The sequence below is a fragment of the Microbacterium sp. AC215 genome (assembly GCF_979258645.1).
The window spans coordinates 2449247-2462033 of sequence record NZ_OZ409869.1; the positions used below are offsets into that span (position 1 = coordinate 2449247).

Consider the following 12787-nt stretch of genomic DNA (forward strand, 5'->3'; position numbering starts at 1 on the left):
CGATCTGCACGGGCAGATCTGCTGGGGCCGATCTCCTCTGGGCCTATCTGCTCTGGGCCGATCTGCCGCGAGCGGATACTCGCCCGCACTCCGACACGGCGGCGGATGCTGGGGCCATGAGCGAAGACAACCCCATCCCGCAGTTCGGCCCCGAGGCCCGCCGGGCACTGTTCCACGAACGAGTGCTCGTGCTCGACGGCGCCCTCGACGACGACAACGGCACGCTGCTCATGACGCAGCTGCTCACCCTCTCGGCGGAGGATCCGACGACCGACATCGCCCTGTGGATCCATTCGCCCGGTGGTTCCGTGCCGGCGATGCTCGCGATCCGCGACCTCATGACCCTCGTGCCGAACGACGTGTCGACCCTCGCACTCGGGCTCGCGTGCAGCGCCGGGCAGTTCCTCCTCTCAGCCGGGGCGAGGGGCAAGCGCAGGGCGCTCCCGCACGCGCGCATCCTCATGCATCAGGGCTCGGCGGGGATCGGCGGCTCGGCGGGCGAGCTCGAGACGCAGGCCGACGACCTGAGGCACATGCGCGACACCGTGCTCGGGCTGATCGCGGCCGACACCGGACAGCCCGTGGAGCGCATCTTCGAGGACTCGCTGCACGACCGCTGGTACACGGCGGAGCAGGCGAAGGACTATGGCTTCATCGACGAGCTCGTCGCCTCGCTCGCGGATCTCATGCCGCGTCGTCGGGCCCGGGTCGGACTGGGGGCGGGCGCATGAGCGGCTACACGATCCCCAACGTCATCGCGCAGCATCCGCGCGGTGAACGCGTCATGGACGTCTACTCGCACCTGCTCGCCGAGCGGGTCATCTATCTCGGCACCGGCATCGACGCCGGAGTCGCCAACGCGTTGATCGCGCAGCTGCTGCACCTCGATGCCGACAGCCAGGATTCCGGCATCCAGTTCTACATCAACAGCGAAGGTGGCGACCCGGGGGCGGCGCTCGCGATCTACGACACCATGCAGCACGTGCGTCCGGCGATCGCGACGACGTGTGTGGGTCAGGCGATCGGGCCGGCGGCGCTGCTGGTCGCGGCAGGGGCTCCGGGACAGCGGGCAGCTCTCGCGCACGCCCGCATCGTGCTGCATCAGCCGGCGGGCCAGTCGCGGGGAGCGATCCCCGACCTCATCCTCGCGGCGGACGAGGTCGTGCGGGTGCGTTCCGACATGGAGTCGATCCTCGCCAGGCACAGCGGACGCTCGCTGAGCGAGCTGCGCGCCGACACCGACCGGGATCGCGTCTTCACGGCATCCGCCGCCCGGGACTACGGTCTGGTCGACACCGTGCTGGGGGAGCGGGCGGACTGAGGGGCCACGGCGTTCGTCTGCAGGATCGGGGCACGGATGCAGGATGATTCTGCCGTTCTGGTCCTGCATCCGTGCCGAAGTCCTGCAGACGGACGGACCCGCAGACGGACGGACCCGCAGACGGACGGACCCGCAGACGGACGGACCCGCAGACGGACGGACCTGCAGACGGGCGGACCTGCAGACGCACGGACCTGCAGACGCACGGACCTGCAGACGGACGGGCAGACGAGACGAGCCGTCAGGCGGCGAGGGCGAAGGCCCCGCGGGTGGCGGACACCGCAGCGGATGCCGGAGCCATCGTCGCCTGGCGCAGCTCGTCGGCCACGGCGCTCGTCAGTTCGATCAGCGAGGTGTCGAGGGCCCCGGCGATCGCCGCGATCATCTCGCTCGACGGCTCCTTGAGTCCCCGTTCGACCTCGGAGAGGTATTGCGGCGAGACTCCGGCGTTCCCTGCCGTCTCGGTCAGGGTCTCGTCCCGGTCGTGTCGTCGACGGCGCAGCTGATCGCCGACCATCTGGCGCCAGAGGGGCTCGGGCTCACTGGGACGAGGGCGGGCAGAGCGAGGTGCGCGAGGGAACGGGACGAGGTCGGCCATGCCTCACGATAATCCGCCGTCAGCGCACGATTCGAGCGGTTCTGCTCAGAGCAGAAATCAGGCCTCGGTGCGCTCTGAAGGCGCATCGATGGTCCCATCGGCAGCGTCGGTCGCCGCCCAGCTCGCGAGCATCCGCAGTTTGTCGGCCGATGCCGTTCCCGGCTCGGCCGTGTACGTCGACATCTGCAGGCCCGGGTCGGCAGGCAGCTCGAACGCCTCGTAGGTGAGTTCCATCTCGCCGACGACCGGGTGGTTGATGCGCTTGACACCGCTGCGGTGAAAGCGCACGTTGTGCGCCGCCCACAGGGTGCGGAACCGCTCACTGCGCGTTGACAGCTCGCCGACGAGATCGGTGAGCTTGCGGTCGAACGGGTTGCGCCCCGCTTCGCCGCGCATCGCGGCCACGAGCTCCTGGGTGTTTCGCTCCCATTCGGGGTAGAACGTCTGTGCGGCCGGTTCGAGGAAGGCGAAGCGGGCGCTGTTCGGCACCGGGGTCGTGAAGAGCGGCGCATAGAGCGCGCGGCCGAGCGCGTTCGCCGCGAGGTAGTCGAAGTAGTTGTTGCGCACGATCGCCGGCGCCTCGGTCATCGCGTCGAGCAGGCGCAGGATGCTGGGGCGCAGCGTCTCGACCTTCTTGCGCGGCTTGCGGGCGACGGGTGAGGCGTTCGCGGTGCGGGCGAGATCGAACAGATGCGCGGTCTCGGCCTCGTCGAGCTGAAGAGCACGGGCGAGCGCATCGAGCACGCTGTCGGAGACGCCGGACAGATCGCCCCGTTCGAGCCGGGTGTAATAGTCGACGCTGACGCCGGCGAGCAGCGACACCTCTTCACGGCGCAGCCCCGGCACACGCCGGTTGCCGCCGAATGCGGGGAGGCCGGCCTGGTCGGGGGTGATGCGGTCGCGCCTCGACGAGAGGAATTCGCGCACCTCGCTGCGGGTGTCCATGTATGCGACGGTACGCCCCCTGTCGCGACGGAGGGAGGTACTGGTGGACTCTCCCTCGCGTGTGAGCGGACGCGCACACTGGAGGTATGACGATGAACATCACGCTCAATACCGGCATCGAGATGCCCGCCCTCGGCTTCGGAGTGTTCCAGGCTGCTCCGGACGAGACGGTCGATGCCGTCAGCACCGCTCTCGAGACCGGCTACCGCCTGATCGACACCGCCGCCGCCTACGGCAATGAGCGCGAGGTCGGCGAGGCGATCCGCCGCACCGGCATCGCGCGCGACGAGGTCTTCATCGAGACCAAGGTCTGGATCAGCGATTTCGGCTACGACGAGACCCTGCACGCGTTCGAGAAGTCGACGGGCAAGCTCGGGGTCGATCAGCTCGACCTGCTGATCCTGCACCAGGCCCTGCCGACCCGCTTCGACCTCACCCTGGGTGCCTATAAGGCGCTCGAGACCCTGCTCGCCGACGGTCGGGTGCGCGCCATCGGCGTCAGCAACTTCATGGTGGAGCACCTCGACAAGCTGGCGGCGGAGACGAGCATCGTCCCCGCGCTCAACCAGATCGAGGTGCACCCCTACTTCCAGCAGCGCGAGGTGCAGCAGGCGGATGCCGCGGCCGGCATCGTCACCCAGGCGTGGTCGCCCATCGGCGGCATCACGGCCTACCGCCCCAACGGCGCATCCGTCTTCGACGACGAGACGCTCACGGCCATCGCCGCAGAGCACGGCAAGTCGCCGGCACAGGTGATGCTGCGCTGGCACCTGCAGCAGGGTCGCTCCGCGCTGCCGAAGTCGGTGCGTCCCGCCCGCATCGCCGAGAACTTCGACGTCTTCGACTTCGAGCTCACCGCCGACCAGCTCGACGCGATCGATGCGCTCGACACCGGTGTGCGCCGTGGCCCCGAGCCCGAGGACGTCACGCTCGAGACCTTCGGCCGCGAGATCCCCGAGGCGTGACCTAGAGAGCGGCGGCGACGCCGGGGAGCAGCTTGGCCGAGATCGTGCCGAGCTGCTCCCTCTCCTCTGCGGTCAGAGGGTCGAGGATCAGTTCGCGGATCTGCGCCACATGAACGGGCGCCGCCGCCCGCAGCAGGTCACGACCGGCATCCGTCAGCGCAGCGGTCAGCGTGCGCTTGTCGCTGCTGCACGAGGTGCGCGTCACCCAGCCGCGGTCTTCGAGCGAGTCGATCGCGTGGCTGAGTCGTGAGCGGCTGAGCCCGGCGATCTGCGCGAGCTCGGTCATCGGGATCGCGCGATCACCCTGACCTGCGAGGGTCACCAGGATCGCGTAGTGCGAGTGCTTGAGCCCGGTCTCGGCCTTGAGCGTGCGATCGAGCACCTGCGGCAGCAGCTGCACGAACCGGATGGTCGGCAGCCACGTCTGCATCTCCGCATCGTCGAGCCTCCGCTCGCTCGCCACCTGCGCGTTCATCAGGCGGCTGACAGGTCGAGCGTGTGCGAGGTGTGGTCGCGCTTGGCCTCGAGGTAGCGGTGGTTCGCGTCCGACAGGTGCACGCCGGTGGCCACCTGCTCGGTGACGCGGATGCCGAGGGCGTCGAGCTGTGCCGCCTTGTCGGGATTGTTGCTCAGCAGACGGATGCTGTCGACGCCCACCGCCTGCAGCATCTGCGCGGCGATCGTGTAGTCGCGTTCGTCTTCTCCGCGGCCGAGTGCGACGTTCGCCTCGTACGTGTCGAGGCCGGCATCCTGCAGCGCGTACGCGTCGAGCTTGGCGTAGAGGCCGATGCCCCGACCCTCCTGGCGCAGGTAGAGCAGGAACCCGCCGTCTTCGGCGATGCGCTCGACGGCTTCGCGCAGCTGCGGGCCGCAGTCGCAGCGCTCAGAACCGAACACGTCACCGGTCAGGCATTCGCTGTGCGGACGCACCAGGGGTGCGTCGCCGCCGTCGGCCGCGCGCTCCATGGCGGCCCTCCAGTCGCCGAGCCCGAGCAGCAGGTGCTCGCGGCCGTCGATCAGTCCGTCGAACGTGACGACATCCGCCGTGGTCGAGAACCCGTCGGCGAAGCGCATCGGCACGCGCACCCGCGTCCGCTCTGTGGCGACCGGAACGACGGTTGAAGTTTCAATCATGTCGGGTGCAACGCGCCGACGCCTGCGATATTCCCGCTGGCGCACTACTTCACGGAACGACGACGCACGGGCTTGAGCTCGCTGGCGAGGATGCCGAGCACCACGAGCGCTCCGCCGACCAGCGCGGCGACGGGCAGGCGTTCACCGGCGATGCGCCCGATCACGGCCGCCCAGACCGGTTCGCCCGCATAGATGATCGTCGCGCGGGTCGGGGACACGGACTTCTGGGCCCAGTTCATCGTGAGCTGGATGACGCAGCTCGCCGCTCCGAGTCCGACTGCGCAGCCGACCCAGATCCACGAGAACTCGGGCAGGCCCTCGCCGACGATCGGCATGGTGAGGATGCCGAGCACTCCGGCGGTGAGGAGCTGGATGATCGTGATCCTGCCGAGGTCGATCCGGCCGGCGAACACGCTGATCAGGATGATCTCGGCCGCGATGGGCAGGGTGCTGATGAGCGTCAGGATCTCGCCCGCCCCGAGGGTCAGGGCGAACGCATCGGGTCCCGCGATGAGCAGCAGTCCGAGGAACGCGAGCGCGGCGCCCACGAACGCCATGGCCGGTGGGCGCTTGCGGAAGACGGCCCACTGCGCGAGCGGCACGAGAGGGATGTACATCGCGGTGATGAACGCCGAGGTGCTCGAATCGATGGTCTGCAGCCCGACGGTCTGCAATCCGTATCCGAGATAGATCATCACGCCGATCGCGACCCCGGCGCCGATGTCGCGCCAGCGGATGCCGCGCAGCGCCCGGCGGAAGATGACGATGCTGATCGCGCCGGCGACCAGGAACCGGATGCCGACGAAGAACCACGGCCCCGAGTGCTGCATCGCCCAGTGCACCAGGAGGAATGTGCTGCCCCAGACCGCCGTCACGGCGATGAGGGCGACCTCCTGTCGGCGCAGGCTCATGAAGCGGAATCGAGTGGACATGCTGTCCTTTCTCGACGCGGCCGGGACGAGCCTAGCGCCGCGCCGACCGCCGTCTCGAATCGCCGGTCGGCCCGATATGTCGACGGAATACGGGCGGGTGCGCGATCCGGACGGCGTCTCGCTAGCCTCGGATCATGAGCAACTTCGTGAGCGCCACCGAACTGCGCGATCTGCTGACGTCCGAGACCCCCGTGCGTGTGATCGACGTGCGCTGGCGACTCGACCGGCCCGACGGCCGGGAGGACTACCTCGCGGGCCACATCCCGGGGGCGGTCTTCGTGCCGCTCGCGACCGAGCTCGCCACCCACGGCGAGCCCTCGGACGGCCGGCACCCCCTGCCCTCCACAGCGACGCTCCAGGATGCCGCCCGGCGGTGGGGTGTGAACCGGGGTGACGTCGTCGTCGCCTATGACGACGCCAAGGGAGTCAGTGCGTCACGAGCATGGTGGCTGCTGCGTCAGGGCGGTGTCGACGTGCGCGTCCTCGACGGCGGCATCCGCGCGTGGACGGCCGCCGGCCTTCCGGTCGCCGACGATGACGTGCAGGCCGAGCCCGGCGACGTCGTCCTCGACGAGATCGGCGGCGATGCGATCTCGATCGACGAGGCCGCCTCGTTCGTCGACACCGGTGTGCTGCTCGACGCGCGCGCGCCGGATCGCTATCGGGGAGAGCACGAGCCTTTCGATCCGATCGCCGGGCACATTCCGGGCGCGCTCAACGTCCCGATGGCCGCCCATCTGGATGCCGAGGGCCGGATCCTCGACACTGATACCCTTCAGGCGACCTTCGCCGCCCTCGGGGTGACCGAGGGGACGCCCGTCGCGGCCTACTGCGGCTCGGGCATCACGGCGGCGCACACCGCGCTGGTGCTGGATGAGATCGGCATCGAGGCGAAGGTCTTCCCCGGCTCGTGGAGCCAGTGGTCGAACACTCCGGGACGCCCGGTCGCGGTCGGCGATCAGCCCGGGTGAGTCGGTCGGCTCCGAGCTCGCAGGCGGGCGCGGTCAGCGCCCGTCGGCGTAGCTCCAGGCGACGCCGAGCAGTCCGGGTCCGAATGCGCGTCGCACCTGGTGCACCGAATTGCGGCCCTCGAGCGACAGCTCGGTGAGCTTCGAGCCGTCCGGCGTCTCGACGCGCTCTTCGATCCGGTCGGGCAGCGCGTCGGGGTGGAATCGCGTCCACACCAGCAGCTCCCTGGTCTGCCGGGCGACGGCGTGGCCCGTCTCGCGCTGCGGGGGATAGTCCGGCGGGTAGGCGACCGACCACTCGACCATCGCGGTGCTCGGAGCGGTCAGAGGAACGTCGAGTTCGAACAGGACGCCGTGCACCTCGCCGTTCGGGTGCGAGTACCGGGCAGCGATGCGTCCTCCCGCCACCGCCTCGATGAACGGGGCGGGAGTGCTGATGCCCGGTGTCATCTCGAGGAACGGGATCGACGCGACGGTGCCGACGGTCGACTGCACGATGCTGCGCGTGATCGAGTACGAGACGTTGCCCGCGGCATCCACGTCCGTCACCGAGTGGGTCGTGAGTTCGCGCGACGTGTCGGGGTACTCCGCGCCGAGAGCGGCGAACGCCTCTTTGACGGCGTCCTCGAGCTCCTGCTCGTCGAGCGGGAAGAGGTTGGGTCCGAGCGGACCGGTGCGGTTCGTGGTGCCGAGCAGGGCGGTGAGAGAGCCGGGCTCGAGGTGCAGCAGCTGCTCGATGTCGCCGAGCGCGGCCATCGACTGGGCACCCTCGGGGCGCCGAGCTCCGGACCGCCAGTAGCTGAGCGTCGCCATGGACACGCTGTTGCCGCGGGCGCGCAGCTGCTCGTGCAGCCGCGCCAGAGTCAATCCACGCGCATTGATCGCGTCGCGGAAGGACGCTGCGAATACATCGGCATATCGGCGCAGACCACTTTCCATGCTCATCACAGCACCCCCTCCGGTATGTGAAGAATCGAGCCCTAGAGTGAGCATACGACCACACCAGCATCGCGTAGGGGACGAGGTGCTATTTCTGGGGTCTATCGGCTGAGCAGTCGTGAGCAGGGTGCCCGACCTCGCGACCACTCGGCCTGACGCAGTGTCGCCCCCGTCGCTGCGTTCTGTCGCGGGGCCTGATGATCGATCTGGGGAGATCCATCGGGCCCCGCGAACACCTCTCCGGTGTCGGCGCTCACTCAGCGCCCCCGCGTAGACTGGGGGGAACACCCCCGGAGGACCCTCGATCTTCATGTCTGCCACCGCCCGCGCGTTCACCGTGCGTCACCTCCAGTTGCTGCGCGCGCTCTTCGCCGCCGCCGCTGCAGTGATGATCACCTTCTCGCCCGATCACTCGGCGGCCGTCGGTCTCTCCGTCTTCAGCGGCTTCGTGCTCACCACCGGCCTCGTGATGATCGTCGCCGCGTGGCTCGTCTACCCGGCCGGTCAGCGCTGGCCGTCCGTCGTGTTCGCCCTGCTGAGCTTCGTCGCCGGGATGACCGCCGGTGTGCCCGCATGGCGTACCGAAGACCTCTTCTTCGTCGTCGTGATCGCCTGGGCGGTCTCGACCGGCATCCTCGAGCTCGTCGTCGGACTCCGTGCGCGCAAGGCCGGCGACGCGACCGCACGGGACTCGATCACCCTCGGCGCCTTCGGCCTGCTGCTGGCCGTGCTCCTGATCGCGATCCCGGCGGGCTTCGTGCAGCCGTACGCCATCGAGGGAGCCGGTGCGTTCGAGCTGACCGGCATCATCCTCGGCGTCGGGATGTTCGGCGGATACGCGGCCATCGTCGCGGTCTTCCTCGGCATCGCCGGTCTGACCCCGAAGCGAGCGGATGCTGTCGCCGCCGGGACCACGATCGAGAACGACCCCGCCCCCGCCGGGCACGGAGGAGAGCGATGAGCGACGAGAAGCCCACCCGACGCGACATTCTGCGCCCGCTGCACCTGCTGGGAATCGCTCTCGGCTGCGGTGTCTTCGCCGCGGTGGTGACGCTCGTGTCGACCGGCGCCTTCACCGCCCGGGTGAACAACGCCATCGCGAACGGCACCTACGACGGCCTCACGCCGATCGCTCTCGGCCTGGTGGTCGGCGGCGGCGCATTCATCGTCACGCTGCTGTTCCTCGCCATGCTGATCCTCGTGGTCGACCCGGCCGAGGTCACCAAGAAGGTCGACCGCCCCGTGCTGTTCGACCCCGAGACTCCCGACGAGCCGGGCGCCGACAAGCCGGGCCGCACCTCCTCCTCCTGACCGGATCGCAAGCTCCTCCTGACCGGATCGCAAGGTTCTCCATCGCGACCGGAATAGTCCCGGGCTGCGACGGCTTGTCCCTGTAGTGACTGCCTCGATCGACCGCGCCTCCATCGGACTCAGGTCGGAACGAGGCCCGGTGCTCGGGGCCCTCATGCTCGCCACGGGGCTGATCGCGATCGACGCGACGATCCTCGCTACCGCGGTGCCCAGCATCGTGCGCGATCTGGGCAGCTACCAGCAGTTCCCCTGGCTCTTCTCGGTCTATCTGCTCGCACAGGCGGTCAGCGTGCCGATCTACTCGCGCTTCGCCGATACCGTCGGCCGCAAGCCGATCATCCTGCTCGGCATCGCGCTGTTCCTGCTCGGGTCGGTCCTCTCCGGCTTCGCCTGGAGCATGACCGCCCTGATCGTGTTCCGCATCATCCAGGGCCTCGGCGCCGGTGCCGTCGCGCCGATGTCGATGACGATCGTCGGCGACATCTACACGGTCGCCGAGCGCGCCAAGGTGCAGGGGTACATCGCCTCGGTGTGGGCGATCTCCTCTGTCGTCGGGCCGGCGCTCGGCGGCATCTTCGCCCAGCTCGACGCCTGGCGGTGGATCTTCTGGGTCAACATCCCGCTGTGTCTGATCGCGGGATGGATGCTGCTGCGGCGGTATCACGAAGAGAAGCAGACGCAGCGTCATCGCATCGACTACGCCGGTGCCGTGCTGCTCACGGTCGGACTCACGGGCTTGATCCTCGGGATGCTGGAGGGCGGCAACGCCTGGGCGTGGCTGTCGATCCCCAGTGCCGTCTGCTTCGGACTCGGCGCCGCGGCGCTCGTGGCCTTCGGCCTCGTCGAGCGTCGCGCAGCCGAGCCGATCGTGGACCTGCGCCTGGCGGCGCGGCCGCTGATCCTCACGACCACGATCGTCTCCCTGGGCATCGGCGCCCTGATGACCGGCGTGACGAGCTTCGCACCCGCATATCTGGAAGGGTCCATCGGCATCGCGCCGCTGCTGTCGGGGTTGGCCGTCGCGGCGCTCACCCTCGGCTGGCCGCTCGCCGCCGCGAACGCGGGCCGGCTGTACATGCGGATCGGTTTCCGACGCACAGCGCTCACCGGCATGTCGATCACCGCGGTCGCGGCGATCGCTCTGGCGGTGGTCTCTCCCTGGCCCAATCCGTTCTCGATCGCCGCCGTGGCATTCGTCCTGGGCTTCGGCCTCGGCTGGAGCGCCGCCCCGACGCTGATCGCGGCTCAGGCCTCGGTCGGCTGGGGCGAGCGGGGTGCCGTGACCGGCATGAACGCCTTCGCCCGCTCGGCGGGCAGCGCGCTCGGGGTGGCCGTGTTCGGCGCGATCTCGAACTCGGTGATCGCGCAGGGCGCGGGGCCCGAGGACCCGGCGACCATCATCTCGGCATCCGTCTGGGTGTTCATCGCTGCCGCCGTCGTGGCCGTGCTCACCCTGATCGCCGCGGCGTTCATGCCGCGGGACCCGGCGGGCGCGCACTCCGGAGAACCCCGCCCCTAGCCCGCACGGCGTTGGTGACCCGGCGCCGGGTCAGATTCGTGCGGGGTCGCTTCGCTGCGGGTCGCTTCGCTGCGGGTCGCTTCGCTGCGGGTCGCTTGGCTGCGGGGTTACTTTCGCATCCGATTCGGCCGATTGCGGTGCGTTTCTGGCCCCGCATCGCGCGCGCGGTGCGTTTCTGGCCCCGCATCGCGCGCGCGGTGCGTTTCTGGCCCCGCACCGAACGAGCGGATGCCTCAGCGGCACCCGCTCGTTCGCGCTACTTCGCGAGCTGCTCGGCGATGCCGGTGTACGAGGCGGGGGTGAGGGCGAGCAGACGCTGCTTCGCGGCATCCCCGATCTCGAGTCCCTCGACGAACTCCGCCAGGTCCGCGGCGCCCACGCGGTGACCGCGGGTGAGCTCCTTCAGCAGCGCGTAGGGGTCGCTGATCGACGAGCGGCCGGCGACGACCTCCGCGCGGATGACGGTCTGGATTGCTTCGGCGAGGACTTCCCAGTTCACGTCGAGGTCGGCGAGCAGCACGTCGCGCGAGAGCGAGATGGCGTTCAGACCGCGACGCAGGTTGTCGATCGCGAGCAGCGAGTGGCCGAACGCGACGCCGATGTTGCGCTGCGTCGTCGAGTCGGTGAGGTCGCGCTGCAGTCGGCTGGTGACGAGGGTCTGTCCGAGGGATGCCAGCAGGGCGCCGGAGATCTCGAGGTTGGCCTCGGCGTTCTCGAATCGGATCGGGTTGATCTTGTGCGGCATCGTCGACGATCCGGTCGCGCCCGCGACGGGGATCTGCGCGAAGTATCCGAGCGAGATGTACGTCCAGATGTCGGTGGCGAGATTGTGCAGGATCCCGCCGGCGTGACGCACGCGATCGTAGAGCTCGACCTGCCAGTCGTGCGACTCGATCTGCGTGGTCAGCAGGTTGAAGCCCAGACCCAGGCCCTCGATGTACTCGCGCGAGATGGTGGGCCAGTCGGCGTCGGGGTCGGCGGCGATGTGCGCCGACCAGGTGCCGGTCGCGCCCGAGAACTTGGCGAGGTAGTCGGATGCCGCGATCTGCGCGCGCACGCGCTCGAGACGCCACGCGAAGACGGCGAGCTCCTTGCCCATGGTCGACGGAGTGGCCGGCTGACCGTGGGTGCGGGAGAGCATCGCGGCGTCGGCGTGCTCGGCGGCCAGCTCGCGGAGCTTCGCGATCACGACGTCGAGACCCGGCAGCCAGACCTCCTCGACCGCGCGCTTGACAGTCAGGGCGTAGGACGCGGAGTTGATGTCCTCGCTTGTGCAGGCGAAGTGGGTGAGCTCGGCGATCGCGTCGAGGCCGAGGGCCGACAGGCGGTCGCGCACGAGGTACTCGATCGCCTTCACGTCGTGCTGCGTGACGGCTTCCTTCTCGGCGAGCCAGTCGATCTCGGCCTGGCCGAAGTCGCGGTAGAGGGCGCGCAGGCGCCCCTTGTCGGCATCCGACAGGGGGCTCGTCTCGAAGAGCGAGCGGTCGGTGAGCGCGATCAGCCACTCCACCTCTACCTCGACACGGGCGCGGTTGAGGCCGGCCTCCGAGAGGAAGTCGGCGAGGCCGGTGACGGCGCCGCGGTAGCGACCGTCGAGGGGGCTCAGCGGCTGGGGCGGGAGCGAAGGCTGGAAAGTCAGGGGAGTCCTCCTGATCGGGCCCCGGGAGTGCGGGGCGTGCGGGGCTGGCGGAGAGCCGGCTCGAGCTGGCGGAACAGCCCGCGAGTCGCGGTCTCAATCATACCGAGCACCGAATCGAACATCTCGGCGCCGGCGTAGTAGGGGTCGGGGACATCCTGGCTGTGCGCGTCGGGGTCGAAGGCGAGCAGCAGGGTGACCTTGCCCTCCTCGTCCTCGTTGGCGGCCCACTCGCGCAGGATGCGCTCATGAGTGCGGTCGAGGGCGACGACGAGGTCGTTCTCCGAGAAGGAGGAGAAGGTGAACTGCTTCGCGCGGTGGAGTGAGCCGTCGTAGCCGCGGCGGCTGAGGGAATCGAGAGTGCGGTGGTCGGCCCGTTCGCCGAGGTGCCAATCTCCTGTTCCCGCGCTGCGGGAGACGATCCGCGAGCCGAGACCCTGACGTTCCGCGAGATCGCGGAACACCACCTCCGCCATCGGAGAACGGCAGATGTTCCCCGTGCACACGAAGATCACGCGG

General features: G+C 69.3%; 15 protein-coding genes. 7 read left to right on the forward strand and 8 right to left on the reverse strand.

Annotated elements, in window-relative coordinates; genetic code table 11:
• Window positions 1-116 precede the first annotated feature (116 nt).
• On the forward strand, window positions 117-731 hold the full coding sequence (locus ACZZZF_RS11895) for a ClpP family protease (RefSeq protein ID WP_463498435.1): 615 nt from the start codon (window positions 117-119) through the stop codon (window positions 729-731).
• Window positions 728-1321: a ClpP family protease gene (locus ACZZZF_RS11900; protein ID WP_053098157.1), complete on the forward strand. Its 594-nt coding sequence runs from the start codon at window positions 728-730 to the stop codon at window positions 1319-1321. Before ACZZZF_RS11895 ends, ACZZZF_RS11900 begins: the two co-directional genes overlap by 4 nt.
• Window positions 1322-1562: 241 nt before the next feature.
• On the opposite strand, the gene ACZZZF_RS11905 is transcribed toward ACZZZF_RS11900, so the two are convergent.
• Together ACZZZF_RS11905 and ACZZZF_RS11910 are read right to left on the reverse strand one after the other, a co-directional pair.
• Window positions 1563-1919: a helix-turn-helix domain-containing protein gene (locus ACZZZF_RS11905; protein ID WP_053098156.1), complete on the reverse strand. Its 357-nt coding sequence runs from the start codon at window positions 1917-1919 to the stop codon at window positions 1563-1565.
• 57 nt (window positions 1920-1976) lie between these two features.
• A complete protein-coding gene (locus ACZZZF_RS11910) occupies window positions 1977-2864 on the reverse strand; it encodes a helix-turn-helix transcriptional regulator (RefSeq protein WP_463498438.1) in 888 nt (295 codons plus the stop codon).
• Between the two features lie 92 nt (window positions 2865-2956).
• Between ACZZZF_RS11910 and ACZZZF_RS11915 the strand changes: the two genes are divergently transcribed.
• The gene (locus tag ACZZZF_RS11915; protein ID WP_198032420.1) at window positions 2957-3829 is read left to right on the forward strand and encodes an aldo/keto reductase; all 873 of its coding nucleotides are present in this window, start codon (window positions 2957-2959) and stop codon (window positions 3827-3829) included.
• A 1-nt stretch (window position 3830) separates the two neighbouring features.
• On the opposite strand, the gene ACZZZF_RS11920 is transcribed toward ACZZZF_RS11915, so the two are convergent.
• From ACZZZF_RS11920 to ACZZZF_RS11930, 3 genes are read right to left on the reverse strand one after another with little or no spacing between them, the layout of a single operon-like run.
• Window positions 3831-4304 carry a MarR family winged helix-turn-helix transcriptional regulator gene (locus tag ACZZZF_RS11920; protein WP_372984684.1) on the reverse strand — a complete coding sequence of 158 codons (474 nt, stop codon included), beginning with the start codon at window positions 4302-4304 and terminating at the stop codon, window positions 3831-3833.
• On the reverse strand, window positions 4304-4963 hold the full coding sequence (locus tag ACZZZF_RS11925) for a GTP cyclohydrolase II (RefSeq protein WP_463498440.1): 660 nt from the start codon (window positions 4961-4963) through the stop codon (window positions 4304-4306). Before ACZZZF_RS11925 ends, ACZZZF_RS11920 begins: the two co-directional genes overlap by 1 nt.
• A gap of 44 nt (window positions 4964-5007) precedes the next feature.
• Window positions 5008-5895: a DMT family transporter gene (locus ACZZZF_RS11930; RefSeq protein ID WP_463498443.1), complete on the reverse strand. Its 888-nt coding sequence runs from the start codon at window positions 5893-5895 to the stop codon at window positions 5008-5010.
• 134 nt (window positions 5896-6029) lie between these two features.
• Here ACZZZF_RS11930 and ACZZZF_RS11935 point away from each other — a divergent pair, with 134 nt between their 5' ends.
• Entirely contained in the window at window positions 6030-6866 is an 837-nt protein-coding gene (locus ACZZZF_RS11935; protein WP_295104523.1) for a sulfurtransferase, read from the forward strand.
• Window positions 6867-6899: 33 nt separating this feature from the next.
• On the opposite strand, the gene ACZZZF_RS11940 is transcribed toward ACZZZF_RS11935, so the two are convergent.
• Window positions 6900-7808: a hypothetical protein gene (locus ACZZZF_RS11940; RefSeq protein WP_053098149.1), complete on the reverse strand. Its 909-nt coding sequence runs from the start codon at window positions 7806-7808 to the stop codon at window positions 6900-6902.
• Between the two features lie 304 nt (window positions 7809-8112).
• Here ACZZZF_RS11940 and ACZZZF_RS11945 point away from each other — a divergent pair, with 304 nt between their 5' ends.
• The 3 genes from ACZZZF_RS11945 to ACZZZF_RS11955 all read left to right on the forward strand — a co-directional run bounded on the left by ACZZZF_RS11945 (window position 8113) and on the right by ACZZZF_RS11955 (window position 10632).
• Window positions 8113-8763, forward strand: a complete 651-nt coding sequence (locus ACZZZF_RS11945; protein ID WP_053098148.1) for a hypothetical protein — start codon at window positions 8113-8115, stop codon at window positions 8761-8763.
• On the forward strand, window positions 8760-9113 hold the full coding sequence (locus tag ACZZZF_RS11950; protein WP_053098147.1) for a hypothetical protein: 354 nt from the start codon (window positions 8760-8762) through the stop codon (window positions 9111-9113). Before ACZZZF_RS11945 ends, ACZZZF_RS11950 begins: the two co-directional genes overlap by 4 nt.
• A gap of 85 nt (window positions 9114-9198) precedes the next feature.
• The gene (locus ACZZZF_RS11955) at window positions 9199-10632 is read left to right on the forward strand and encodes an MFS transporter (protein WP_187249206.1); all 1434 of its coding nucleotides are present in this window, start codon (window positions 9199-9201) and stop codon (window positions 10630-10632) included.
• Between the two features lie 256 nt (window positions 10633-10888).
• Here ACZZZF_RS11955 and purB read toward each other — a convergent pair whose 3' ends face one another.
• Window positions 10889-12271 (reverse strand): adenylosuccinate lyase, encoded by a 1383-nt coding sequence (purB, locus tag ACZZZF_RS11960; protein ID WP_463499942.1) that lies wholly within the window; start codon window positions 12269-12271, stop codon window positions 10889-10891.
• Window positions 12268-12744, reverse strand: coding sequence for a low molecular weight protein-tyrosine-phosphatase (locus tag ACZZZF_RS11965; protein ID WP_230100954.1), 477 nt, complete (start codon window positions 12742-12744; stop codon window positions 12268-12270). Before ACZZZF_RS11965 ends, purB begins: the two co-directional genes overlap by 4 nt.
• Window positions 12745-12787: the final 43 nt, after the last annotated feature.

Bases quoted from the DNA above. Each gene is read 5' to 3' on its own strand.
- ACZZZF_RS11895 (WP_463498435.1), top strand. From the start codon at position 117: ATGAGCGAAGACAACCCCATCCCGCAGTTCGGCCCCGAGGCCCGCCGG.
- ACZZZF_RS11900 (WP_053098157.1), top strand. From the start codon at position 728: ATGAGCGGCTACACGATCCCCAACGTCATCGCGCAGCATCCGCGCGGT.
- ACZZZF_RS11905 (WP_053098156.1), bottom strand. From the start codon at position 1,919: ATGGCCGACCTCGTCCCGTTCCCTCGCGCACCTCGCTCTGCCCGCCCT.
- ACZZZF_RS11910 (WP_463498438.1), bottom strand. From the start codon at position 2,864: ATGGACACCCGCAGCGAGGTGCGCGAATTCCTCTCGTCGAGGCGCGAC.
- ACZZZF_RS11915 (WP_198032420.1), top strand. From the start codon at position 2,957: ATGAACATCACGCTCAATACCGGCATCGAGATGCCCGCCCTCGGCTTC.
- ACZZZF_RS11920 (WP_372984684.1), bottom strand. From the start codon at position 4,304: ATGAACGCGCAGGTGGCGAGCGAGCGGAGGCTCGACGATGCGGAGATG.
- ACZZZF_RS11925 (WP_463498440.1), bottom strand. From the start codon at position 4,963: ATGATTGAAACTTCAACCGTCGTTCCGGTCGCCACAGAGCGGACGCGG.
- ACZZZF_RS11930 (WP_463498443.1), bottom strand. From the start codon at position 5,895: ATGTCCACTCGATTCCGCTTCATGAGCCTGCGCCGACAGGAGGTCGCC.
- ACZZZF_RS11935 (WP_295104523.1), top strand. From the start codon at position 6,030: ATGAGCAACTTCGTGAGCGCCACCGAACTGCGCGATCTGCTGACGTCC.
- ACZZZF_RS11940 (WP_053098149.1), bottom strand. From the start codon at position 7,808: ATGAGCATGGAAAGTGGTCTGCGCCGATATGCCGATGTATTCGCAGCG.
- ACZZZF_RS11945 (WP_053098148.1), top strand. From the start codon at position 8,113: ATGTCTGCCACCGCCCGCGCGTTCACCGTGCGTCACCTCCAGTTGCTG.
- ACZZZF_RS11950 (WP_053098147.1), top strand. From the start codon at position 8,760: ATGAGCGACGAGAAGCCCACCCGACGCGACATTCTGCGCCCGCTGCAC.
- ACZZZF_RS11965 (WP_230100954.1), bottom strand. From the start codon at position 12,744: ATGGCGGAGGTGGTGTTCCGCGATCTCGCGGAACGTCAGGGTCTCGGC.